Raw genomic sequence first — 23,107 nt, 5'->3', positions numbered from 1 at the left:
GAACCCGCTCCCACAGGGATATCACTACATTCAAGGGCAGTGGAGTTCCTGTGGGAGCGGCTTTAGCCGCGAAAGGGCCGGCAGGTCCAGTCACAATGTCAGAGTCAGGCCTTTGACCAGTGCACCTGGCAAATGACTCGACCCGGTACTGCGCTGTCCATAAGTACTGGTCGACAGAATCATCTCGCGCTCCTGGGTCAGGTCTTCCAGCTGGCTACCCAACAAGCTGTAAAGGCTGTCATCGAAGCGCATCGTCCTCACCGGCCCCTGGATCTGCCCGTTCTCCACCCAGAATGTGGCAAAGCGCGTCAGCCCGGTCATGCGTGCAGCCGGCAGGTCGGAATAGTTCAGGTACCACAGGTTACTGATGTACAGCCCGGTGCCGAGCCGCTCCAGGACCTGGTCACTGGGCAGGCTGCCTGCTGCCAGGCTGAGCGCACACGGGGACTCGTAGCTGTCGGCACCATTGGCCAGCAACTCGAACTCGGCCGCACTGCGCGCACTGATCAGACGCTGCAGGGCCGTGCCATGCTGGATCAACGGCACATCCAGGCGCGGCGAGCCTTCATCGGAAAACGCCGGGCTCAGCGAGCCGCTGACCTGCTCGGTGAAACTCACCAGCGGGCTCAGCCGCGCATCGCCGTTGTACAGGCGCTGCAGGGCGCTGTTGCCGGTGGCCAAGGCCTGTGCGGAAAAACCGCCCCAGCACAGCATGCCGGCTATTTCGTCCATGGCCGCCGGGGCCAGATAGGCGCGGTAACTGCCAGGTTTTAGCGTGACTGCCGGGCGGCCAAGGAAGCCCAGTTGCTCCCGCGCCTGGCGCAGGCGTGCGGTGAAGTCGTCGGCGCTCCACACCTGCCCGGCGTAGTTGGCCTTCACCGCCTCGCCGTTTTCGTGGAACAGGCTCCAGTCGAAGTTGAAGCTGTTGGCCTGGTGCCAGCCGAAGGCCCCGAACGAGCTGGCGAAGCCCCGGCAGATGGGGCCGGCGGCATAGATGCCGACCAAGTCGAGGTCGCCGGCCTCGCGGTCGAGCAGGGCCAGTACTTCGCTCAGTTCGGGCAGCGGCTGCGCCTGCTGGCTTTGGCTGTGCCAGGCACTTTCGTCCAGGCGCAGGTAGGGGTCGACAGCCAGCAGTGGCAAGGTCTGGCGCAGTTGCTCCAGGGCCGCGATCAGGCGCCGGCTATCCAGTTGCGCGTCACCACTCAAGGTCAGCTGTTGCTCTGCCTGACGGCCATCGCGGATCAGCCGTAGCTGCGCACTGGCCTGGCTCACTTCGCCAGCCTGGCGCACCTTGGCGTGGTTGAAACGCACGAATTGCGACTGTTCGGCGCTGTAGCCAAGGGTGAACTGTTCGCCCGCTTGCAGGGCTTTGTGCACATCCCCGACCAAGGCTTCGAAAGTGTGTTTCATCAGGCATCTCCTCCGAATACGTCGATCTGGCGGAACACGCAGGCCGGCGAGGCATGCCCCACCCGCACCACCTGGTTGGGTTCGCCCTTGCCGCAGTTGGGCGTGCCCAGCACCTGGAAGGTACTGCGGTCGCCGACTGCCGCCAGGTTGCGCCAGAACTGCGCGGAGATACCGCGGTAGTTGGGGTTCTTGACGATGCCCTTGAGCTCGCCGTTTTCAATCAGCTGGCCCCATTCGCAGCCGAACTGGAACTTGTTGCGTGCATCGTCGATGGACCAGGAGCGGTTGGTGCGCATCAGGATGCCGTGTTCGATGCCCTTCACCAGTTGATCCAGGCTCTGGTCGCCCGGCTCGATGTTGAGGTTGGCCATGCGGTCGATCGGCGCACGGTTCCAGCCGCAGGCGCGGCTGTTGGCCACGCCACCCAGGCCGGAGCGGAACTGCGACAGCGCGCCACCCAGCGGGCGTAGCAGCAGGCCGTTTCGGATCAGGAACTGCTTGCTGGCCGGGGTGCCGTCGTCGTCATGGCTGTAGCTGGCCAGCTCTTCGCCGATGGTCGGGTCGAAGGTCACGTTCAGCAGGCTGGAGCCGTATTGCAGGTGGCCGAAGTCGCTGGCTTTGACGAAGCTGGTGCCAGCGTAGTTGCGCTCGTCGCCGAGGATGCGGTCCATCTCCAGCGGGTGGCCGATGGATTCGTGGATCTGCAGCATCATCTGGTCCGGCATCAACAGCAGGTCGCGCGGGCCGCTGGGGGTGTTCGGTGCCAGCAGCAGCTGTAGCGCTTCGTCGGCCACCCGGCGGGCCGCGCCGACCAGGCCGCAGCGCTCGATGATCTCGAAGCCGCCCTGCTGGCCGAAGTTGTCGCGGCCCAGGCTGCGGCTCTGGCTGTCCTGGCCGTCGCTGGCGGTCACGCCCAGGCCTGGGAACAGGAAGCGCTGGGCGTGGCGCAACTCGGCGCCGGCCGAGTTCAGGTAGGTCTGCTCGACCAGGCTCAGGCCCAGGCTGGCCTGCCAGTCCACCAGGCGGCTGTCCTTGGGCACGCTGGCCGATTCGGCAGCGAGCAGGCCGAGGCAATCGGCGAGGGTAGGTACGGGCTGGTCGAAGTTGGGCGAAATGTGGTCGTGGCGTGCGCTGGTCACCGGTTGCTCGCGCAGGTCCAGCAGGCTGTGCCGGGCGATCTGCCGGGCCAGCGCCTCGGCTTGCTCCAGCGCGCGCTGCAGGCCGGACTGGGACAGGTCGGCGGTGGCCGCGTAGGCCTCCACGCCATTGACCCGCACGGTGAGCATGGCGCCTTCGTCCTGGCTGAACAGCGGCGGTTCGGCGACATTGCGGCGCACCGACAGCGCCTGGTGCGACTGTTTCACATGGCGCAGGGAAAACAACTCGGCCGTACTGCGCAGCGCAGCGAAGCGCTGGCGCAGCAGGGCGCTGGAATCGAACATTCGGAAGCCTCCGTGTACACGGTGGCTCCCCCTAGAACCACCCGTCTTGCATGGCGAGGCAGGTATCGTCGCGCGCCTCGAGCAATGCCAGCTCATTATGGCAGCCCGGTACTTCCCAGGTCAGGAAATAACGTGCGGCCTGTAGCTTGCCGCGGTAGAAGTCGCGGTCGGCGGGGTTGCCCTTGAGCAGGCCAAGCTCGGCATGAATCGCCTGCTCCAGCCAGCGCCAGCCGATCACGCAGTGGCCGAAGGCCTTGAGGTACAGGGCGGAGTTGGCCAGGGTACCGGCAACCTTGCCTTGGGCCAGGTCGCCAAGCAGGGCCAGGGTCACACCTTGCAGGCGGTTGACCAGTTGCTCCAGCGGCTGGCGCAGCGGGTCGAGGTTCGGGTGGTGGCTGGCGCGCTCGCCGGTGGCGGCGATCAGGCGGATCAGCTGTTTGAGGCCGGCACCATTGTTCTGCGCCAGTTTGCGGCCGAGCAGGTCGAGCGACTGGATGCCCTCGGTACCCTCGTGGATCGGGTTCAGGCGGTTGTCGCGGTAGTACTGCTCCACCGGGTATTCGCGGGTGTAGCCGTGGCCGCCGAGGATCTGGATCGCCAGTTCGTTGGCCTTGAGGCAGAAGGCCGAGGGCCAGGACTTGACGATCGGGGTCAGCAGGTCGAGCAGCTCCTGCGCCTGCTTGCGGGCGCTGTCGTCGCTGGCGGTCTGGGTGTCGTCGAACAGGCGCGCGGCATACAGGCCCAGGTCGAAGGCGCCTTCCACGTAGGCCTTCTGTGCCAGCAGCATGCGTTTCACATCGGTGTGTTCGATGATCGGCACTGCCGGGCTGTGCGGGTCCTTGTTGTCCGGCAACCGGCCCTGCGGGCGCTGGCGGGCGTATTCCAGCGAATACAGGTAGCCGGCGTAGCCGAGCATCACCGCGCCCATGCCGACACCGATGCGTGCTTCGTTCATCATCTGGAACATGCAGGCCAGGCCTTGGTGCGGTTGGCCGACCAGGTAGCCGACGCACTGGCCGTTGTCGCCGAAGTTCAGCGCGGTGGAGGTGGTGCCGCGCCAGCCCATCTTGTGGAACAGTCCGGCCAGCAGCACATCGTTGCGCGGGCCACGGCTGCCGTCCGGGTTGACCAGGTACTTCGGCACGATGAACAGCGAAATGCCCTTCACCCCGGGTGGTGCGTCCGGCAGCTTGGCCAGCACCATGTGCACGATGTTTTCCGACAGCTCGTGGTCGCCGCCGGAGATGAAGATCTTGTTGCCCTTGAGTCGGTAGCTGCCGTCGCTGGCGGGTTCGGCGCGGGTGCGGATATCGGCCAGTGACGAGCCGGCATGGGGTTCGGTCAGGGCCATGGTGCCGAAGTAGCGGCCCTCGATCATTGGTTGCAGGAACAGACGCTTCTGTTCTTCGCTGCCGAAACTCTCGATCAGGTTGGCCGCGCCCATGGTCAGGAACGGGTAGGCCGTGGTGCCGGCGTTCGCGGCCTGGAAGTGGGCGAAGCAAGCCTGTGAGACCAGGCTCGGCAGCTGCATGCCACCGACCTCGAAGTCACGGTTGGCGTTGAGGAAGCCGGCTTCGAGAAAGGCGTCGACGGCGGGTTTTACTTCGGGGATCAGCTCTGCACGGCCGTCGACGTAACGCGGCTCGTTTTCGTCGGCCTTGCGGTTGTGCGGGGCGAAGAACTTCTCGGCAATGGTGCGGGCAGTTGATAGCGCCGCATCGAAGGTTTCGCGGTTGTGCTCGGCGAAGCGTGGGCGCTGGGTGAGGGCTTCGGCGTCCAGGACTTCGTAGAGCTCGAAGGCTAGGTTGCGGGGGCTGAGCAGGGTCTCGGGCATGGTCGCGGTCCTGAGGCGGGATGCTGCGAGTCTAGGCGGATAGAGTTAGGTGGGGGAGGTTAATAGGTTTGGGTGATGTGGGTTTAGAAGTGGGTTGGGCATTCAGGCTCTCGCCTTCAGTCTTTTGGCGCCTTTGAGATCGAGCGCCGCCCGCGCGGCGCATCGCGAGCAAGCTCGCTCCTACATTTGTTTCAGGCCAGTAACGCCTGCACCAGCACGCGCGACCGCCTTGTTTGTTCCGCACGATATCGAGGTGGACGCCAAAGGGCCGCGCGCCTCTGCTTCAGGATTAACTGGCCCGAAACAAATGTAGGAGCGAGCTTGCTCGCGATGCGCCGCGCGGGCGGCGCTCGATCTCCCAGGCGCTGCAACTGTCGTGGCGAACACCTGCGAGCCCCACCGCATTCCGGTCAGCATCTCGGCTGCTTTTTAGGTTTTCGCCTATTCCATGTAGTCCATTTCCCAAACATACTCCCAACCCCCTCCTAGCCATTGCAGTGCTCTGGATCGGGCCCTAGTCTCGGGTGGTCGCTGCCAAATCAGTGACCGGCTTTGACAGGCCGACCAGAAAATTCTCATGGCTTTCGCCTTTATGGCGGCTGTGTATGGGGCACCTCGTGTGCGCCGGGTTTTTTGGATTTTTCTACCGGTCTGTCAACCCATGCACAGCTGCCACCCTCTTGTTTGACAGCAGATGGTGGTGGCCCAAACCGAGAAAAATACCAATGCTGAATATTGTCCCCGATCCACCCCTGAACGCCCATTCACTCGAGACGCCCTCATCCAGGCCACGGACTTCGCACTGAGGCTTATTGATGTGTCGCCTGGGCCGGCCCTTTCGCGGGCATGCCCGCTCCCACAGGTACGGTGCAAGTCTTGAAGCCTGTGGTGATCCTGTGGGAGCGGGTTTACCCGCGAAAGGGCCGGCCCAGGCAGTCGAGAATTATCAGGGGATTGAACAATGACAACAGAAGACACCCAATTCACCGTCGGCAAGACTACCTTCTACCAGGGCGAGAATGGCACACACCCGCTTTTCCGCATCGAGCCTGGCATCCCGTGCAGGGACGCCCGCGAGCAGTCTTCGGAGTTGATGGGTTATGTCCGCGAATTGACCATCACCGGGCTGATGGATGAGAAACCGATGATGATCTGGGCTGCCCATTACCTGAGTGCGATGGCCAAGGCGCTGATGGATGATGCTGAGTTGGGGATGAAGCAGTGAGGGCTTGGCTTTAGATGGCGTGAAGGCTTCCAGGTGTTCGCCGCAGCAATTTCAGCGCCTGTCAGCCCAACCCCAATCCCAAGACAAGCACCCATAAAAAAAGGAGAGCCAAAGCTCTCCCTTTTTTCACCAACCCTCAGCCAATGGTCATCAGGCTGGCGTTACCACCCGCCGCAGCAGTGTTCACACTCACTGCCCGCTCGATCACCAGACGCTCCAGCGCAATCTGATGATCCCCGCTGGACAGCCCGTGCACGCCCACGATCGCACCGGCACGCTTGGCCACCTGCTGGCACACGCCGCGCAGCTGGTCCGAGTCGCCATGATGGATCACGGCGTCGAACGCCACTTCATCCTTGTTCCAGTCCGCCACCAGCTTGACCTTGGCCTGCAGCTCACGCGGCAGGCGGGCACGCAGGGCCTTGCCCGGCTCGCCGTCAGCCCATACCGCCGAGCTGCCAACCGCCAGCACTGCGGCGAACTGCGCCAGCAGGTCGGCCTCGTTGTCGGCCAGGCACAGCACGTGCTCACGTGGCAGGATGGTGTAGCTGTTGCGCTCGCCGGTCGGGCCTGGCAGCAGGCGGGCGATGCCGCTCTGCGACTGGCTGGCGAACTGGCTGCACAGCGCGGCCAGTTCGGCCAACTGGTTGTTCTCGGCCCAGGCCTTCAGACCGTGCAGGGGCTTGATCAACTGCTCGTGCAGGGCGCGGTCAGGCTTGCCTTCGCCGTCCTGCTGCTGGAAGTGGCGGCCAATCGCGTCGGCCGGGCGAGTCGACAGCAGGCGGTACAGGTACAGCGGGCCGCCGGCTTTCGGGCCAGTGCCGGACAGGCCTTCACCACCGAACGGCTGCACGCCCACCACCGCACCGACGATGTTGCGGTTGACGTACATGTTGCCGGCGTTGGCGGTTTCCACCACCTTGGCGATGGTCTCGTCGATGCGGGTGTGCACGCCGAGGGTCAGGCCATAGCCGGAGTTGTTGATCTGCTCGATCAGTTGGTCCAGGTTGCGGCGGTTGTAGCGCACCACGTGCAGCACCGGGCCGAAGATTTCACGCTTCAGCTCGTCGAAGCTTTCCAGCTCGATCAGGGTCGGCATGACGAAGGTGCCACGCTTGATCTCGGCCGCATCGGCAATGGCCACCTGGTAGACCGAGCGGCCTTTCTCACGCATGCCCTGGATGTGCTTCTCGATGCCTGCCTTGGCTTCGGCGTCGATCACCGGGCCGATGTCCACCGCCAGGCGGTCCGGGCTGCCCAGGCGGCTTTCGGCCATGGCGCCCTTGAGCATTTCGATCACGCGGTCGGCGGAGTCTTCCTGCAGGCACAGCACGCGCAGGGCCGAGCAACGCTGGCCGGCACTGTCGAAGGCCGAGGACACCACGTCGATCACTACCTGCTCGGTCAGTGCCGAGGAGTCGACGATCATCGCGTTCTGGCCGCCGGTTTCGGCGATCAGCGGGATCGGGCGGCCCTGGTTGTCCAGGCGGCCGGCGACGTTGCGCTGCAGCAGGCGGGCCACTTCGGTGGAACCGGTGAACATCACGCCTTTGACGCGCTCGTCACCGACCAGGCCGGCACCGACGGTTTCACCGCGGCCTGGCAGCAGCTGCAGCACGCCTTCCGGAATACCGGCTTCCAGCAGCAGGCGCACGGCCTGGGCGGCGATCAGCGGGGTTTGCTCGGCCGGTTTGGCCAGTACCGGGTTGCCGGCGGCGAGCGCTGCGGCCACCTGGCCGGTGAAGATCGCCAGCGGGAAGTTCCACGGGCTGATGCACACCACCGGGCCCAGCGGGCGGTGGGCGTCGTTGCTGAAGTCGTTGCGTGCCTGCACCGCGTAGTAGCGCAGGAAGTCCACGGCTTCACGCACTTCGGCGATGGCGTTGGCGAAGGTCTTGCCAGCTTCGCGGATCAGCAGGCCCATCAGCGGCTGGATTTCGGCCTCCATCAGGTCGGCGGTGCGCTCCAGAATGGCAGCTCGTTCGGCCGGCGGGGTGGCCTGCCAGATCGGTGCGGCATTCAGTGCGCACTGGATGGCATTGTCGACGTCGGCGACAGTGGCTTCCTGAACATGGCCGACCACGTCGCGGTGGTCCGCCGGGTTCAGCACCGGCGCAGCAGCGCCTTCGCTGGCGGCGCAGGCCAGCAGCGGGGCGGCTTTCCAGTCGTTGTGGGCGGTGGCCAGCATGGCGCAGGACAGCGACGCCAGGCGGTGTTCGTTGGCCATGTCGATGCCGGCCGAGTTGGCCCGCTCGCTGCCATACAGTTCACGCGGCAGCGGGATACGTGGGTGCGGCAGGCCGATGCTGCCTTCCTGGGTGCCCATGCGCTCGATGCTGGCGACCGGGTCGGCGACCAGTTCCTGGATGGAGATCGAGTGGTCGGCGATGCGGTTGACGAACGAGGTGTTGGCGCCGTTTTCCAGCAGGCGACGCACCAGGTAGGCCAGCAGCGTTTCGTGGGTGCCGACCGGTGCATAGACGCGGCACGGGCGGTTCAGCTTGCCTTCGGAAATCTTGCCGACCACCTGCTCGTACAGCGGCTCGCCCATGCCGTGCAGGCACTGGAACTCGTACTGGCCCGGGTAATAGTTCTGCCCGGCAATGTGGTAGATGGCCGACAGGGTATGGGCGTTGTGGGTGGCGAACTGCGGGTAGATGGCTTCTGGCACGGCCAGCAGCTTGCGGGCGCAGGCAACGTAGGACACGTCGGTGTACACCTTGCGGGTGTAGACCGGGTAGCCTTCCAGGCCTTCGACCTGGGCGCGCTTGATCTCGCTGTCCCAGTAGGCGCCTTTCACCAGGCGGATCATCAGGCGGTGGCGGCTGCGCTTGGCCAGGTCGATGACGTAGTCGATCACGTACGGGCAGCGCTTCTGGTAGGCCTGGATAACGAAGCCGATACCGTTCCAGCCGGCCAGCGAAGGCTCGAAGCACAGGCGCTCGAGCAGGTCGAGCGACAGCTCCAGGCGGTCGGCTTCTTCGGCGTCGATGTTCAGGCCGATGTCGTACTGCTTGGCCAGCAGGGTCAGCGACAGCAGGCGCGGGTAAAGCTCTTCCATCACGCGCTCGTACTGGGCGCGGCTGTAGCGCGGGTGCAGCGCCGACAGCTTGATCGAGATGCCCGGGCCTTCATAGATGCCACGGCCGTGGGAGGCCTTGCCGATCGAATGGATGGCCTGCTCGTAGGACGCCAGGTACTTCTGTGCGTCGTGCTCGGTCAGTGCGGCTTCGCCGAGCATGTCGTAGGAATAGCGGAAGCCCTTGGACTCGAAGCGGCTGGCGTTGGCCAGGGCTTCGGCGATGGTTTCGCCGGTGACGAACTGCTCGCCCATCAAGCGCATGGCCATGTCGACGCCCTTGCGGATCATCGGCTCGCCGCTCTTGCCGATGATGCGGGTGAGCGAGGAGGTGAGGCCGGATTCGTTGTGGGTGGACACCAGCTTGCCGGTCAGCAGCAGGCCCCAGGTAGCGGCGTTGACGAACAACGACGGGCTGTTGCCCAGGTGCGGCTGCCAGTTGCCGGTGCTGATCTTGTCGCGAATCAGCGCGTCACGGGTGCCCTTGTCGGGGATGCGCAGCAGGGCTTCGGCCAGGCACATCAGCGCCACGCCTTCCTGGGACGACAGCGAGAACTCCTGCAGCAGGCCCTGGACGATGCCGGCACGACCGCCAGCGCTCTTCTGGTTGCGCAGTTTTTCGGCGAGGCCGGCGGCCATCTTGTTGGTCGCTTCGGCCAGCGGGGCGCTCAGGCGCGCCTGCTCCAGCAGCATCGGTACCACTTCCTGCTCGGGGCGGCGGTAGGCGGCGGTGATCGCCGAGCGCAGTACCGACTGCGGCAGGATGCTCTCGGCGAACTCGAGGAAGCACTGGTGGCTGTGGTCGGCTTGGACTTCACCGGCGTCGTCGGCCAGGCTGTTGGCATGGCCGTTGAGTTCGGTCAGGGTGGCACCACCCTCGAGCTTCTCCAGGTAGTTGAAGATCGCTTGCTTGATCAACCAGTGCGGGGTGCGGTCAATCGACTGCGCAGCTGCCTTGAGTCGCTCACGGGTCGGGTCATCGAGTTTGACCCCAAGGGTGGTCGTCGCCATTTCTTATCCTCGTTATTGCCACGGTTGTGGCCTAAGCTGGCGCCAAGAGTAGCTGTAGGACAATTCGGGTGCAACCAGGTGCAACCCGAATTTTTCATGGAAAAGGTGCAACTCGTCCGACAGATATTTCCACACCTTGGAAAGGGTCGTTTTTGGTGCGTTTTCTTCTGAAAAACGACATTGTTGCTCTAAAAGTGGAGCAAAAAAGCGGCTTTAACTGAAAATGCACGAGCAGGTGCAACTTGCAAATGAAAAATGGTTGCACCCACTTTGCGTTGTTGCATAGGATTCGCCGCCTGGGTGCAACCGCAATGGCTGCGGTTGTGCATGACATAAAAACAAACGCCAGGGCACACGCATGGGCAATCCACTAACGATCACTTTCGTGGTCTATATCGCGGCAATGGTGCTGATCGGCTTCGCCGCCTATCGCTCCACCAAGAACCTTTCCGACTACATCCTCGGCGGTCGCAGCCTGGGTAGCGTGGTTACCGCGCTTTCCGCCGGCGCTTCCGACATGAGCGGCTGGCTGCTGATGGGCCTTCCAGGCGCCATCTACTTCTCCGGTCTGTCCGAAGCCTGGATTGCCATCGGCCTGACCGTCGGCGCCTACCTGAACTGGCTGTTCGTCGCTGGCCGTCTGCGCGTGCAGACCGAGCACAACGGCGACGCACTGACCCTGCCGGACTACTTCTCCAGCCGTTTCGAAGACAACAGCGGCGTGCTGCGGATCATCTCGGCCATCGTGATCCTGGTGTTCTTCACCATCTACTGCGCTTCCGGCATCGTTGCCGGTGCCCGCCTGTTCGAGAGCACCTTCGGCATGCCGTACGAAACCGCCCTGTGGGCCGGTGCCGCAGCGACCATCGCCTACACCTTCGTCGGTGGTTTCCTGGCGGTGAGCTGGACCGACACCGTGCAGGCTTCGCTGATGATCTTTGCGCTGATCCTCACCCCGGTGATCGTGCTGATCTCCACTGGCGGCTTCGACACCACCTTCGCTGCCATTGATGCGGTGAACCCGGCCAACTTCGACATGCTCAAGGGCGCCACCTTCATTGGCATCATCTCGCTGATGGGCTGGGGTCTGGGCTACTTCGGCCAGCCGCACATCCTGGCGCGCTTCATGGCTGCCGACTCGGTGAAATCGATCGCCAACGCCCGCCGCATCTCCATGACCTGGATGATCCTGTGCCTGGCGGGTACCTGCGCCGTGGGCTTCTTCGGCATCGCCTACTTCTCGGCACACCCTGAGCTGGCGGGCCCGGTCACCGAGAACCACGAGCGCGTGTTCATCGAGCTGGCCAAGATCCTGTTCAACCCGTGGATTGCCGGTGTGCTGCTGTCGGCCATCCTGGCGGCAGTGATGAGCACCCTGAGCTGCCAGCTGCTGGTGTGCTCCAGCGCCCTGACCGAAGACTTCTACAAGTCCTTCCTGCGCAAGAACGCTTCGCAGGTCGAGCTGGTGTGGGTCGGCCGCCTGATGGTGCTGGCCGTCGCCCTGATCGCCATTGCGATGGCCGCCAACCCGGAAAACCGCGTGCTGGGCCTGGTGGCTTACGCCTGGGCCGGCTTTGGTGCTGCCTTCGGTCCGGTGGTGCTGATTTCGGTACTGTGGAAAGGCATGACACGTAACGGCGCGCTGGCCGGTATCGTGGTGGGTGCGCTGACCGTGATCCTGTGGAAGAACTTCGACACCCTCGGGCTGTACGAAATCATCCCGGGCTTCCTGTTCGCCAGCATCGCCATCATCGTGGTGAGCAAGCTGGGCAGCCCGTCGCAGGCGATGGTCAAGCGCTTCGAGACTGCTGATGCGGCGTATCACGCTGACAAGTAATACCCGTTGAGTCGGCGGCGCCTGCTTCGCGGGTGAACCCGCTCCCACAGGAATTGCACAGAACTCAAATTCTGTGAGGTGCCTGTGGGAGCGGGTTTACCCGCGAAGAAGCCGCCGCCGATCAGCAGCCAGGCCTGACTCCGCCTGCAAGGCAAGGTAAACTTGCCACCCCCGCAGGAGTTGCCATGAACTATCGTCACGCCTTCCACGCCGGCAACCACGCCGACGTCCTCAAACACATCGTGCTGACCCGCCTCATCGCCCTGATGTCGCGCAAGGAACAGCCGTTCGCCTACATCGATACCCACGCAGGGCTTGGCCTGTACGACCTGCAAGGCGACCAGGCAACCCGCACCGGCGAGTACCTGGAAGGTGTCGCCCGCCTGTGGAATCGCGATGACCTGCCGGCCATGGCTGACGACTATCTGCGTATCATCAAACGCCTGAATGCCGATGGCGAGCTGCGCTATTACCCCGGTTCGCCCGAGCTGGCCCGCCGCCTGATGCGTCAGCAGGACCGCGCCCTGCTCAACGAGAAGCACCCCGAAGACGGGCCGCTGCTCAAAGAGAACATGAAGAAAGACCCGCGCGTGACCGTGCACCTGGGTGAAGGCTGGCATGTGCCGCGGGCCTTGCTGCCCGTGCAGGAAAAGCGCGCGATCATGCTGATCGACCCGCCGTTCGAGCAAGCTGATGAGCTGAAACGCTGCACCACGGCGATGAAAGAAGCGATCGGCCGCATGCGCCAGACCGTCGCGGCCATCTGGTATCCGATCAAGGACCAGCGTTCACTGACCCGCTTCTACCAGGACCTGACCAGCACCGGCGCGCCGAAGCTGCTGCGCGTCGAGTTGTATGTGCATCACCAGGACAGCCCGCAGGGGCTCAATGGCTCCGGCCTGGCCATCGCCAACCCGCCGTGGGGGCTGGAGGACGAGCTCAAGGAGCTGCTGCCATGGCTGGCCAAGGAGCTGGCGCAGACCGCCGGTAGCTTCCGCATGGACTGGCTGATCGCCGAATAGGCAGTTGCCTTGGGGCATCTGTGGGAGCGGGCGTGCCCGCGAAGCAGGCGCTGCGGTGCATGGCACCGGCTTTGCCGGTGTTCGCGGGCACGCCCGCTCCCACAGGTTAATGCAGTGCCTATCCTGATGTTTGCGTTATAATCCCGCCCTTTAGCCGCCACCCGCCCAAGAGGCCGCTGGCGCATTTCTACCGAATGAAGAGGCTAATCCCTTGGCATTGACGATTCTTGGCCTGTCCGGCGCCCTTAGCCATGACCCTTCCGCGGCCTTGTACATTGACGGCAAGCTGATTGCCGCCGCCGAAGAAGAGCGCTTCGTGCGTGACAAGCATGCGAAGAACCGCATGCCCTACGAGTCGGCGAAGTTCTGCCTGGAACAGGCAGGCATCAAGCCATCCGACGTCGACGTGGTAGCCATCCCGTTCGCCCCGATCAGCCTGTTCGGCAAGGCGCGCTGGCACTATGCCAAGCGCTACTGGTACGCCCCGGACCGCGCCCTCGACGCCATCCTGATGGGCAACCGTCGCTACAAGCGCTACCGCAAGAAGATTGTCTGGTGCCTGGAGCAACTGGGCTTCGACCCGAAAAAGGTCAAGATCGAGCCGGTCGAACACCACCTGGCCCACGCCTCCAGTGCCTACCACTGCTCGGGCTTCAAGGAAAAAACCGCAATCCTCGGCATCGACGGCAAGGGCGAATACGCCACCACCTTCTTTGGCTACGGCGAAAACGGCAAGATCCACAAGATCAAGGAATTCTTCGACCCGGACTCGCTGGGCGGCCTGTACGGCGCAATCACCGAGTTCCTCGGCTTCGAGATGCTCGATGGCGAGTTCAAGGTCATGGGCATGGCGCCGTATGGCGACGCCAGCAAGTACGACTTCTCGCGCCTGGCCAGCTTCGAAAATGGCGAACTGGTGATCAACACCGAATACGCCAACGTCATCGGCCTGCGCCGCTATAAAGAGAAGGGCAAGGGCTTCTACTTCTCGCCGAAGCTGATTGAATGGCTGGGCCCCAAGCGCGAAGGCGATATCGCCGACGAGCCGTACATTCATTACGCGGCCAGCATGCAGGCGCTGTTCGAGAAAATCGCCCTGCAGATGATCGACTACTATCTGGGCGACACCCTGCGTGAAACCGGCAAGCTGGCCTTTGCCGGCGGTTGCGCGCTGAACGTCAAGCTCAACCAGAAGATCATCGCCCGCCCAGACCTGAAAGAGCTGTTCGTGCAGCCGGCTTCTGGTGACGCGGGTACCGCCGTGGGTGCTGCCGCCTACGTTTCCCACGCCCGTGGCGTGCCGGTCGAGAAGATGGAACACGTCTACCTCGGCCCGTCGTACTCCAACGAAGACGTGATCGCTGCCTGCGCCCGTCACCCGAACGCGCCAAAGTGGCGCAAGCTCGACGATATGCCGCAGCGCATCGCCAAAATCATGGTCGATGGCAACCCGGTGGCCTGGTTCCAGGGCCGCATGGAATTTGGTCCGCGCGCCCTGGGCGGCCGTTCGATCATCGGCTGCCCGAGCGTGCCGGGCGTGGCCGACCGCATCAACGAGCAGATCAAGTTCCGCGAACGCTGGAGACCTTTCTGCCCGTCGATGCTCGACACCGTTGCCCCGCAGATGATCAAGGTCGACCATCCGGCGCCGTTCATGACCTTCACCTTCGAAGTGGCTGAAGAGTGGAAGACCCGCGTGCCGGAAGTGGTCCACGAGGACGGCACTTCGCGTGCCCAGGTGCTCAAGCGCGAGTACAACCCGCGCTACTACGACATGATGAAGGCGCTGGAAGACCTGACCGGCAACGGCGTGTCGCTGAACACCTCGCTGAACCGCCGTGGTGAACCGATGATCTGCTCGCCGACCGACGCCCTGAACATGTTCTTCGGCTCGGACCTGCAGTACCTGATCATGGAAGACATCCTGGTTGTGAAGGACGGCGCGGCCCCGTATGACCAGCCGCTCTGAACCGCGCATCCTGCAGTTCTGCCATGGCTACGACGGGCCGTTCCTGGACTGCGCCCGTCAGTACGCCAGCCTGTTCCAGGGGCGTGGCTACCAGGTCACCACGGTGTTCCTCACCGGCGCAGCCGACCCGCAGGTAGCGGCCGGCTGCGCGTCGGACGAGGTGCTGTTCCTGGAGTTCAGCTCCAAGGCCGTACGCGGCCTGAAGCTCGGCGCCATCCGTGCATTGCGGCGGATCGCGGCCGAGCGCAATTTCGCCTTCTGCATTGCCCATCGCTTCAAGCCGATCTACGTGGCGTTGCTGGGCACCGGCTTGCCGGTGATCGGTGTGCACCATGCCTTCGGTGACTACGAGCGCAAGGGGCGACGCATCTTCGCCAACCTGTTCAGCAAACGGCTGAGCCTGCTGGGCGTGTCGGACGCAGTGCGTGACGACATGCGCCGCTGTCTGCCGCAGTGGCCGGCAGAGCGTATCCAGACCCTGTACAACCGTATCGACATCGACGCCCTGCAAGCGGCCCTGGTGCCACGCGCCGAGGCCCGTCAGGCCTTGGGCCTGGATGCGCAGGCGTGGATTGTCGGTAACGTCGGGCGCCTGCACCCGGACAAGGACCAGGCCACCCTGCTGCGAGGCTTTGCCGAAGCGCTACCGGGGCTGCCGGCCGGTGCCCGGCTGGCGATCCTCGGCAAAGGCCGCCTGGAAGCCAGGCTCAAGGCCCTGGCCGCCGAGCTGGGCATTGCCGGGCAAGTGGACTTCCTTGGCCAGGTGCCGGATGCGCGCCGTTACTTCCAGGCGTTCGACGTATTCGCCCTGAGCTCCGACCATGAGCCATTCGGCATGGTCCTGCTCGAAGCCATGGTCGCCGGTGTACCCGTGCTGGCCACGGCCTGTGGCGGTGCCCGCGAAGTGGTCGAAGGTGTTGGCGTGCTGTTCCCGCTGGGCGATGCCGGGCAACTGGCCCAGGCCCTGAAGCACATGGCCGTGCTCGATGGGCAGCAGCGCCAGGCCTGTGCCCGGCACATGCTGCAGCGCCTGCGTGAACGCTTCTCCGACCAGGCGGTGCGCGAGGCCTTCTGGCAGCTGCCGCAGGTCCGTGCGCTGGTGGGGAAGGCCTGATGCTCAACCGTATCCGGGTCTTCCGCGAGCGCGGTTGGCAAGTGATCGACGCCAAGGCCTACGCCGAGGCATGGGCCCGCTTTGGCGGTAGTGTCGCCACCCATCCGCTGGTTGTCGAGCAGCTGGCGGACCTGGCGCAGATCCCGGTGCGTTACCTGGGCTGGCACCAGGCCGGTGAGCTGAAGGCCGCCATCCCCACCTGGGGTCGCCACCTCGCGCTGTCCAAGGACGTGCTCAAGCGTGCCGGCAAAAAGGCGCTGTTCGATCTGGGTAACGCCGAGATCATCCTGCCGGCGGCGGCCGATGCCGCCGCGCCGTTGCGCCATGCCGCGCGCTACCTGTCCGAACTGAACCAGGGCCGCTTCAGTGGCCTCAAGGTGCAGAAGGAACAGCTGGCCATGGCTCGCGCCCACGAAGACCTGTCGAAGAAGTTCCGCTACAACCAGCGCCGCGAGCTTCGCCTGCTGGAGGAAGCGGGCGGCGTGGTGCGTCCGATCAGCGACTTCAGCGCGCAGGAAATTGCCAGCATGTACTGCGACTTGTTCCAGCGCCGCTGGGGCTTCCCGGCCACCGGTGCCGAGCGCATGGCCGAGGTGCTCGAGCGCCTGCGCGCGCTGCTGATCGGCTCGGTGCTGCTGCTGGACGGCAAGCCGATCGCCATCCAGCTGGTATACCGTGTCGAAGCGCCGGAATGGGTCAGCGTCGAGTACATCAATGGCGGTGTCGACCCTGAAACCAAGGCCTTCAGCCCCGGCAGCGTGCTGAGCTTCCTCAATACCCAGGCCGCCTGGGAAGACGCCCGTGCGCGCAACAAGCCGCTGCGGTTCTCGTTCGGCCGTGCCGACCGCGAATACAAGGACCGCTGGTGCAACCCCGTGCCGGTGTATCAGGCGTGAGCCGCAAGCAGCAGTTGCTCAAGCGCCACCGGCGCAACAAGCGCCTGGGCCTGCTGGCGGGCTTGGTCGCGCTGGTGGCCGTAGGTGTGCTCAGCTGGTGGTGGTTGCCACTGTTGCTGTTGCCGCTGCTGTGGGCGGCCCATGAAGCCTGGTTTGCCGACCACCTGTTCTATGCGCCAGGCGAGGACTACGCCTACGCCTTCGGCGACCAGACCCGGCAAGCCCCTGCCAGCCTGAACGGCGGCCTGCTCAAGGCTGACTGCGAGCTGCAGGGCAACGAGACCCTGATCCTCGAGCTGCGGGTAGAAAGCAGCTGGCTGGGGCGCTTCCTCGACCCGCAAGTCGAGCTGGTGGCTGGTGAACAGACCGACCGGCAAACCTTCGAGCGCGGCGTCGATGGCGTGCGCTTCCTCAACTTGACCGGCCTTGCCGCACCGCTGCAGGCTGGCGCGTTGCGCCTGCGTGGCCGGCATTGCCGGCTGACGGGCCAGCCGCGCGTGTGGATAACCCCGGCGGTCGAGCTGCAACGGCGCCGGGTGATGGTGATCGCGCCGCATGCCGATGACGCCGAGCTGGCCGCGTATGGCCTCTACAGCCAGGCCGACGAAACCTGGGTAGTGACCCTGACCGCCGGTGAAATCGAGGCCGAGCACTATCAGCAGATGGGCCTGGCAAAGGCCGAGGCCGCGCGCCTGAAGGGGCGCCTGCGGGCCTGGGACAGTATCGCCGTGCCACGCTGGGCCGGTGTGGCGGAGTCGCGTTGCGTGCAGCTGGGCTACTTCTGCCTGCAACTGCCTGCCATGCAGGCTGCGCCAGACCAGCCGGCCGCTTCCCGTGAGGCCGACCTCGCCGACATTCGTGTATTCCGCCAGTTCAACCCGTTCCCGCTGCCGGCCGACGGCGATGGCGCGCCGACCTGGCACAACCTGCTGGCCGACCTGCGGGCCTTGCTGGAAATGGCCAGGCCAGAGGTGCTGGTCATGCCGCACCCGCAGCTGGACCCGCACCCCGACCACATCTGTGCCCAGGCCGCGGTGCTGGAAGCCTTGCAAGGCCTGGCCTGGCAGCCGCAAACCCTGCTGTGCTACGCCAATCACCTGCATGACAATGACCGCTGGCCGATGGGCGACAGTGGTGATGGCGTGGCCTTGCCGCCGCAACTGAGCGCTGCCCAGGCCTGGGCACCCTGCAGCCTTGTGCTGGACCTGGCGACCCAGCGCGACAAGGCCATGGCCCTGGGCATGATGCACGACCTGCAGCCGCCGGCACCGTTCAAGCGCCGCCTGCGCCGCCTGTTGCAGCGCTGGCTGGCCGGGCGGCGGCCGTCGCCTTACGGCGAGAACGAATTCTTCCGCAAGGCCGTGCGCCGACATGAACTGTTCTGGCGGCGTGAGCTGTAGCCGCGCCCCCATGGTTGACCGCGATGGCGCAGAGCGCCCAAGGAACCCAATGAAAGTCCTATTTCTGGTGCAGAAGGAACAGCGGGCGATTCTCGACCGCCTGTACGATGGCGTCGCGGCCAACTGCGAGTGCGACCTGCGTTGGCTGACCAGCGAAGATCAGCGCAACCTGCGCCGTTATTTCAAGCGTGAAGTGCAGGTCGAGCGTTATGACCGCATTGTGTTCTTCCTGCGTTTCAAGCAGGAAATCCGCCAGGCGGCGTTCATCCGCACCGTGCCGAACCTGGTCATCCTCGAGCACGATGCCTATCAGAATTACATCCCGTGCAAGTACACCGGCAAGTTCAGCGCCCATTACCGCAAGCTGCCCTGGGCGCGGGTGATCAGCTCCGGCTACATGGTCAGCGAGCGCCTGCGCCAGGAAGGTTTCGATGCCGTGTTCGTGCCCAAGGGCTACGACGAGCAGTTGCTGGCCGACCAGGGGCGTGAGCGCGACATCGAGCTGGCCTTCGTGGGCAGCACCAACAGCGTGGCCTACAGTGGCCGCAAGGCGTTGCTGGACGAGCTGGGCCGGGTCGAGAACCTGGTGGTGACCCGTACCAAATCGGGTGAGGACTACTGCAACACGCTCAACCGGATCCGCTTCTTCGTCAGTGCCGACGTCGGCATGGGCGAATACATGATCAAGAACTTCGAAGCCATGGCCTGTGGCTGTGTGTTGCTGGCCTATGACCAGGGCGAGGAAGAGAACCGCGCGCTGGGCCTGCAGGACATGCACAACGTGGTGTTCTATGACAGCATCCCCACCCTTCAGGAAAAGCTCCGCCGTTTGCGTTCGGACCCTGAACTGGCACGGCAGATTGCAGAAAATGGCCGCCACCTGGCGGTTTCCCGTTTCAGTTTTGCGGCAGTTGGACGTAGCATCGTCGACCACATGCGCCCGGCGCTCAGGCCCCACCCGCCGTTGTCTGCGTGGCAGCGGCTGCGCCTGAAGCTGGGCATCTAACATAAGAACTTTCGCGCCTACGGAAAGGGTGCCGGAAGTCGATAGTCGCAATGCGGAGGGAGTCCGGTGCGCTTTTCAGATGAGAGTGACGTCACGCTTGTCGTGACCAGTTGTGGGCGGTTCGATTTGCTCAAAGATACCCTTGAGAGTTTCGATCGCTACAATACCGCGCCCATTCGCGAAGTGTTCATCACCGAAGATTCCGGTGACGAGGCCGTGCATGCCGCTGTGCCTGAGCATTGGAAACTGCACTGCAAGGTATTCGTCAACCAGCCCAAACTGGGCCAGCTGCCGTCTATCGACCTGGCCTACAGCCACGTCAAGACGCCCTACATCTTTCACTGCGAGGATGACTGGCGCTTCTATCGCCAGGGCTTCGTCGAAGACTCCCGGGCCATTCTGGAGGTCAGCCCCGGCCTGTTGCAGGTCTGGCTGCGTAGCCATGCCCATGACCTGGCCATCCATAGCCCGTACATCCACCTGGGCGATCGGCAGGTGATCGCCGGCGTGCCTTGCTACCCGCTGCTTTCCGACAAGGCCGAGTGGCAGGCGTTTTCGCTCAACCCCGGGCTGCGTCGTTTGAGCGATTACCAGCGTTGCGCGCCATTTGCCGCCTATGCTGGAGAGAAGGCACTTTCCCGACGCTACGCTGAGTTGAACCTGACAGCGGTCACCTTGGAGGGTGATGCAGTATTGCATACTGGATTTGGTAATCACGTGACCTTGCCCATCGAAGTGGAGCGCAAGGCCAAACGTCGTAAACGTGATCGGATTAAGTTGGCATTGACGCTCGTGGCGGGTGCCGTGATTGGCATGGGAATCACCATTTTTGTTCAATGAAGTCGCTGCCCCACCTGGCATGAGCGGGAGAGGGCCCATGAACATCGTCAATATGATGTGGGCGGGTGGAACGCCATACATGTCCATCCACAAGGTGCATCGGCAGGTGCTGTCGCACGCGGGGGCCGATGCCCGGATTACTAACTGGCTGCTGCTGGGTAGTGGGCTCTGCTGTGGGCTTGGTGCGACCCGGGAGTGGCACATGCCGTCACGGGCGCTCAAAGGGCGGCACTTCTGGCGCCTGTTGCGCCCATGGTTGCGCATGCGCTTGCGCAAGGCGCTGAACGAGGCCCAGGCTGAAGTCGTGCTGCTCGATGGTGTCGGTGTGGCGCGGCTGGTGTTGCCGTTGTTGGAGCAGGTTCCGCAGGTGCGTGCCAAGGTGCTGTTCCACGGCAAGACGCGCCTGAGTGACAGTGATGTTCGCCTGCTGCGCATGTTCCCGGCCGAGCGGCTGAGCATTGCCGCCGTTTCGCAGACACTTGCCGCGTCCATCGAACACGACCTGGGCAGGCCGGTTCAGACCTTGCGCATGGCCCTTGACCCGCTGGCATTCGCCGAGCCGTTGTTGAGCCGAGGAGCGGCCAGGCAGGCCCTGCAGTTGCCACAGGTAAATGGGGTGATGCTGGGCGCGGTCGGGCGGTTGGTGGAGAGCAAGGGCTTCGAAATGCTGATCGAGGCATTCGCCAAAGCCTGTGCGCGCCAGCCGGGCATGCAATTGGCCATCATCGGCGAAGGCCCCCTGCGTGCGGTGCTGCAGGCCCGTATCGACGCGCTGGGCCTGGCCGGGCGTGTTCACCTGAGCGGTCACCGCGACGACCTGCAGCAGCTGTACCGGGCATTCGACTGGCTATTGGTGCCCTCGCGCTCCGAAGGCCTGGGGCTGGTGGTACAGGAGGCGGTCATGGCCGACGTACCGGTGCTGTGCAGCGACCTGCAGGTGTTCCGCGAGCAGTTGCAGGACACCGGTGGCTACCTGCCCGTTGCCAATGAAAATGCCTGGGCCGAGGCGATAGAGCGTTGCACGGCGCTCAGTGCCCCGGCGGTAGCCGCCCGGCAGCGCCAGGCGCTGGCCCCGGAGCAGGCCTGGCAGGCGTTCTGCAACGGCTCGCAGAGCTTGCTGCGCAGCTGACGCTCAGCGCGCCAGCAGGGCCGCCTCGAAGTCGGCAAGGGGGAAGCGGTCGCCCAGGTTCTCCCGTTCGATGTAACGCACCATGTGCTGCACATTGCGCCGAATCATGCGCGCCGACAGTGGCGGGCGCAGGAAACGCATGTCGGCCACGTCGATCAGGCCCAGTTGCTGGTCGGGGGTGACCACCACATTTCCCAGGTGCAACGAGCGGAAGTAGACGCCGCTGCGATGCAACTGGCGGATCAGCGCGATCAGGCGCGGCAGGTAGGTATCCCAGCTGAAACCCTCATCGCGCGACATCTGCAGCAAGGTGCGCCCTGGCAGCGGGCGGTACAGCACGGCGGTGCGGCCTGGCAGGTCGAGCTTGTGCTGGCTGATCACTTCCAGAGTGGGGATGCCCAGTTGGGCAAGGTGCGCGGCATTGTCGACGAAGCGCTGCGAGTACGGACGCAGTAGTGCAGATGAAATCAGTCTTTTCCTACGGAAAACCTTGAGGAAATTACCATCCGCGAGCAGGTAGACTTTGGCACCATGGCTATCTGCCTCAAGCACCTGTGCGCCTTGTGTCAGCTGATCGAAGTCGACCTGGGGGAGCCGGGAGCATTGCATGAATAGAGCCTTGTCGTCGGGCGAACAGAATGACCGGCAATAATGCCGAAAATAATGTTGTAGCACCATTGGATGGTGTCTTTGATTCATTGGGGGAAAGGATGTTGTATCAAAAAAACTGGGCGCGAGCCTGGTTGGGGTTTGGTCTGGTCTGGTTCCTGGCAGCGATTGCCCTGGCACCGAGCAACAAGGTCTATCAGCAAGGCCTGGTGCTGTTCCTGTGGCTGCCGACCCTGGTAGTGGCGTGGTCCGCGAGGCAAGTAATCGTGCAGGCCTGGCGGCGTCAGCCGGCCTTGTGGGGGAGTGTGTTGCTGCTGCTGGCGTGGAGCGGGCTCAGCCTGGTCTGGTCGTCCGCCGAAGACCCGGGGCGCGAGGCCAAGCGCCTGCTCTACATCCTGGTGTTCCTGCTGGCGTTCCCGCTGCTGGCCCAGCTTGGCCTGGCCCGCATTCGTCAGCTGCTGCTGGCCGGTAGCGCCTTGCTGGCCGTTGCCGCGCTGGTTTCGGTCATCCATTTCTACGGCGTGCTGGGCATGCCGCTGGTGGCCCGCCTGGAGGGCATCGGCGAAATATCGCACCCGATCCTGGGCGCCTATGTCATCGGTTCGGCCGTGCTCTTCCTGCTTTACGAGCCGCCGCGGCAACGTGGCCTGCAGCTGTTGTGGCTGGCAGCACTGGCGTGCCTGGGGTTGTTTGCCATGCTCAGCCAGAGCCGTGGGGCGGTCCTGGCCCTGGTGCTCACCGTGATCATGGCGCCGCTGTGGTTCCGTGACCGCCACAGCCGGGTGTTCGCCATGCTGGCGGCCATTGCCACCGGCCTGGCCTTCTATCTCGTGTACGACCTGATCGCCCAGCGTGGCTCGTCCTACCGGCCGGAAATCTTCCATGCCGTGGTCGACATGATCGCCGCGCATCCCTGGACCGGCCTTGGCCTGGGGGCTGCCTACGACGTGAGTGCAGTAGGCAAGCACTTCGACCACACCCACAACATGTTCACCCACATCGCAGTGGAGATGGGCCTGCCTGGCATGCTGCTGTGGGTCATGGTGTGGTTGTACACCCTGGGCGAAATCATCCGCGCACGCGGCACGCTGTTCGGCAAGATCCTGCTCGGCTTCTGGGTGTACTCGACCCTGGCCATGCAGTTCGATGCCGCCAGCCTCACCGGTACGCCACGTGCCGAATGGTTCATCAGCTGGCTGCCCGTGGGCCTGGCGATGTTGCTGCCATGGGGGCGTGCCGAAAATGACGCCTGTGGTAAAATTTCCGGTTCAACCTGAACAGCGA

The 23,107-nt window shown here is 64.2% G+C and carries 16 protein-coding genes; 11 read left to right on the top strand and 5 right to left on the bottom strand.

What is annotated here, in order from left to right:
* Positions 1–90 precede the first annotated feature (90 nt).
* Genes A4C63_RS06340 through A4C63_RS06330 form a run of 3 tightly spaced genes read right to left on the bottom strand, consistent with a single transcriptional unit; the run spans position 91 to position 4,686 of the window.
* Positions 91–1,410 (bottom strand): TldD/PmbA family protein, encoded by a 1,320-nt coding sequence (locus tag A4C63_RS06340; protein WP_063911968.1) that lies wholly within the window; start codon positions 1,408–1,410, stop codon positions 91–93.
* Entirely contained in the window at positions 1,410–2,852 is a 1,443-nt protein-coding gene (locus A4C63_RS06335; RefSeq protein WP_063911967.1) for a TldD/PmbA family protein, read from the bottom strand. The genes A4C63_RS06340 and A4C63_RS06335 overlap by 1 nt, the downstream gene beginning before the upstream one ends.
* Positions 2,853–2,883: 31 nt before the next feature.
* On the bottom strand, positions 2,884–4,686 hold the full coding sequence (locus A4C63_RS06330; RefSeq protein WP_063911966.1) for an acyl-CoA dehydrogenase: 1,803 nt from the start codon (positions 4,684–4,686) through the stop codon (positions 2,884–2,886).
* A 961-nt stretch (positions 4,687–5,647) separates the two neighbouring features.
* On the opposite strand from A4C63_RS06330, the gene A4C63_RS06325 reads away from it, so the two are divergent.
* The gene (locus A4C63_RS06325; RefSeq protein WP_019473937.1) at positions 5,648–5,911 is read left to right on the top strand and encodes a DUF3077 domain-containing protein; all 264 of its coding nucleotides are present in this window, start codon (positions 5,648–5,650) and stop codon (positions 5,909–5,911) included.
* Between the two features lie 136 nt (positions 5,912–6,047).
* On the opposite strand, the gene putA is transcribed toward A4C63_RS06325, so the two are convergent.
* A complete protein-coding gene (gene putA / locus A4C63_RS06320) occupies positions 6,048–10,001 on the bottom strand; it encodes a trifunctional transcriptional regulator/proline dehydrogenase/L-glutamate gamma-semialdehyde dehydrogenase (protein ID WP_063911965.1) in 3,954 nt (1,317 codons plus the stop codon).
* A gap of 358 nt (positions 10,002–10,359) precedes the next feature.
* On the opposite strand from putA, the gene putP reads away from it, so the two are divergent.
* From putP to A4C63_RS06275, 9 genes are all read left to right on the top strand, one after another.
* Positions 10,360–11,838 carry a sodium/proline symporter PutP gene (gene putP, locus A4C63_RS06315; protein WP_063911964.1) on the top strand — a complete coding sequence of 493 codons (1,479 nt, stop codon included), beginning with the start codon at positions 10,360–10,362 and terminating at the stop codon, positions 11,836–11,838.
* A 185-nt stretch (positions 11,839–12,023) separates the two neighbouring features.
* Entirely contained in the window at positions 12,024–12,860 is an 837-nt protein-coding gene (locus A4C63_RS06310; protein ID WP_063911963.1) for a 23S rRNA (adenine(2030)-N(6))-methyltransferase RlmJ, read from the top strand.
* Between the two features lie 211 nt (positions 12,861–13,071).
* Complete coding sequence (locus A4C63_RS06305; protein ID WP_063911962.1) at positions 13,072–14,829, top strand: carbamoyltransferase; 1,758 nt, start codon at positions 13,072–13,074, stop codon at positions 14,827–14,829.
* The gene (locus tag A4C63_RS06300; RefSeq protein ID WP_063911961.1) at positions 14,813–15,943 is read left to right on the top strand and encodes a glycosyltransferase; all 1,131 of its coding nucleotides are present in this window, start codon (positions 14,813–14,815) and stop codon (positions 15,941–15,943) included. Before A4C63_RS06305 ends, A4C63_RS06300 begins: the two co-directional genes overlap by 17 nt.
* Positions 15,943–16,839 carry an antimicrobial resistance protein Mig-14 gene (locus A4C63_RS06295; protein ID WP_063911960.1) on the top strand — a complete coding sequence of 299 codons (897 nt, stop codon included), beginning with the start codon at positions 15,943–15,945 and terminating at the stop codon, positions 16,837–16,839. Before A4C63_RS06300 ends, A4C63_RS06295 begins: the two co-directional genes overlap by 1 nt.
* Positions 16,836–18,239 (top strand): PIG-L deacetylase family protein, encoded by a 1,404-nt coding sequence (locus A4C63_RS06290; RefSeq protein ID WP_063911959.1) that lies wholly within the window; start codon positions 16,836–16,838, stop codon positions 18,237–18,239. The genes A4C63_RS06295 and A4C63_RS06290 overlap by 4 nt, the downstream gene beginning before the upstream one ends.
* Positions 18,240–18,288: 49 nt before the next feature.
* Positions 18,289–19,245 (top strand): glycosyltransferase, encoded by a 957-nt coding sequence (locus A4C63_RS06285; protein ID WP_063911958.1) that lies wholly within the window; start codon positions 18,289–18,291, stop codon positions 19,243–19,245.
* Positions 19,246–19,311: 66 nt separating this feature from the next.
* Positions 19,312–20,085 carry a glycosyltransferase family 2 protein gene (locus tag A4C63_RS06280; RefSeq protein WP_063911957.1) on the top strand — a complete coding sequence of 258 codons (774 nt, stop codon included), beginning with the start codon at positions 19,312–19,314 and terminating at the stop codon, positions 20,083–20,085.
* Positions 20,086–20,122: 37 nt separating this feature from the next.
* Positions 20,123–21,214, top strand: coding sequence for a glycosyltransferase (locus A4C63_RS06275; protein WP_063911956.1), 1,092 nt, complete (start codon positions 20,123–20,125; stop codon positions 21,212–21,214).
* A gap of 3 nt (positions 21,215–21,217) precedes the next feature.
* Here the strand turns inward: A4C63_RS06275 and A4C63_RS06270 are convergent, their stop codons facing one another.
* Positions 21,218–21,823 (bottom strand): hypothetical protein, encoded by a 606-nt coding sequence (locus A4C63_RS06270; RefSeq protein ID WP_063911955.1) that lies wholly within the window; start codon positions 21,821–21,823, stop codon positions 21,218–21,220.
* Between the two features lie 101 nt (positions 21,824–21,924).
* Here A4C63_RS06270 and A4C63_RS06265 point away from each other — a divergent pair, with 101 nt between their 5' ends.
* The gene (locus tag A4C63_RS06265) at positions 21,925–23,100 is read left to right on the top strand and encodes an O-antigen ligase (protein WP_063911954.1); all 1,176 of its coding nucleotides are present in this window, start codon (positions 21,925–21,927) and stop codon (positions 23,098–23,100) included.
* The last annotated feature ends 7 nt before the right edge of the window (positions 23,101–23,107 follow it).

Source organism: Pseudomonas sp. p21 (assembly GCF_001642705.1).
Lineage (GTDB): Bacteria > Pseudomonadota > Gammaproteobacteria > Pseudomonadales > Pseudomonadaceae > Aquipseudomonas.
The sequence above is the reverse complement of the archived record's forward strand: the minus strand, read 5'-3'. Positions and strand labels throughout refer to the sequence as shown.

Bases quoted from the DNA above. Each gene is read 5' to 3' on its own strand.
- A4C63_RS06335 (WP_063911967.1), bottom strand. From the start codon at position 2,852: ATGTTCGATTCCAGCGCCCTGCTGCGCCAGCGCTTCGCTGCGCTGCGC.
- A4C63_RS06325 (WP_019473937.1), top strand. From the start codon at position 5,648: ATGACAACAGAAGACACCCAATTCACCGTCGGCAAGACTACCTTCTAC.
- A4C63_RS06300 (WP_063911961.1), top strand. From the start codon at position 14,813: ATGACCAGCCGCTCTGAACCGCGCATCCTGCAGTTCTGCCATGGCTAC.
- A4C63_RS06295 (WP_063911960.1), top strand. From the start codon at position 15,943: ATGCTCAACCGTATCCGGGTCTTCCGCGAGCGCGGTTGGCAAGTGATC.
- A4C63_RS06285 (WP_063911958.1), top strand. From the start codon at position 18,289: ATGAAAGTCCTATTTCTGGTGCAGAAGGAACAGCGGGCGATTCTCGAC.
- A4C63_RS06265 (WP_063911954.1), top strand. From the start codon at position 21,925: ATGTTGTATCAAAAAAACTGGGCGCGAGCCTGGTTGGGGTTTGGTCTG.
- A4C63_RS06330 (WP_063911966.1), bottom strand. From the start codon at position 4,686: ATGCCCGAGACCCTGCTCAGCCCCCGCAACCTAGCCTTCGAGCTCTAC.
- putA (WP_063911965.1), bottom strand. From the start codon at position 10,001: ATGGCGACGACCACCCTTGGGGTCAAACTCGATGACCCGACCCGTGAG.
- A4C63_RS06310 (WP_063911963.1), top strand. From the start codon at position 12,024: ATGAACTATCGTCACGCCTTCCACGCCGGCAACCACGCCGACGTCCTC.
- A4C63_RS06270 (WP_063911955.1), bottom strand. From the start codon at position 21,823: ATGCAATGCTCCCGGCTCCCCCAGGTCGACTTCGATCAGCTGACACAA.
- putP (WP_063911964.1), top strand. From the start codon at position 10,360: ATGGGCAATCCACTAACGATCACTTTCGTGGTCTATATCGCGGCAATG.
- A4C63_RS06275 (WP_063911956.1), top strand. From the start codon at position 20,123: ATGAACATCGTCAATATGATGTGGGCGGGTGGAACGCCATACATGTCC.
- A4C63_RS06340 (WP_063911968.1), bottom strand. From the start codon at position 1,410: ATGAAACACACTTTCGAAGCCTTGGTCGGGGATGTGCACAAAGCCCTG.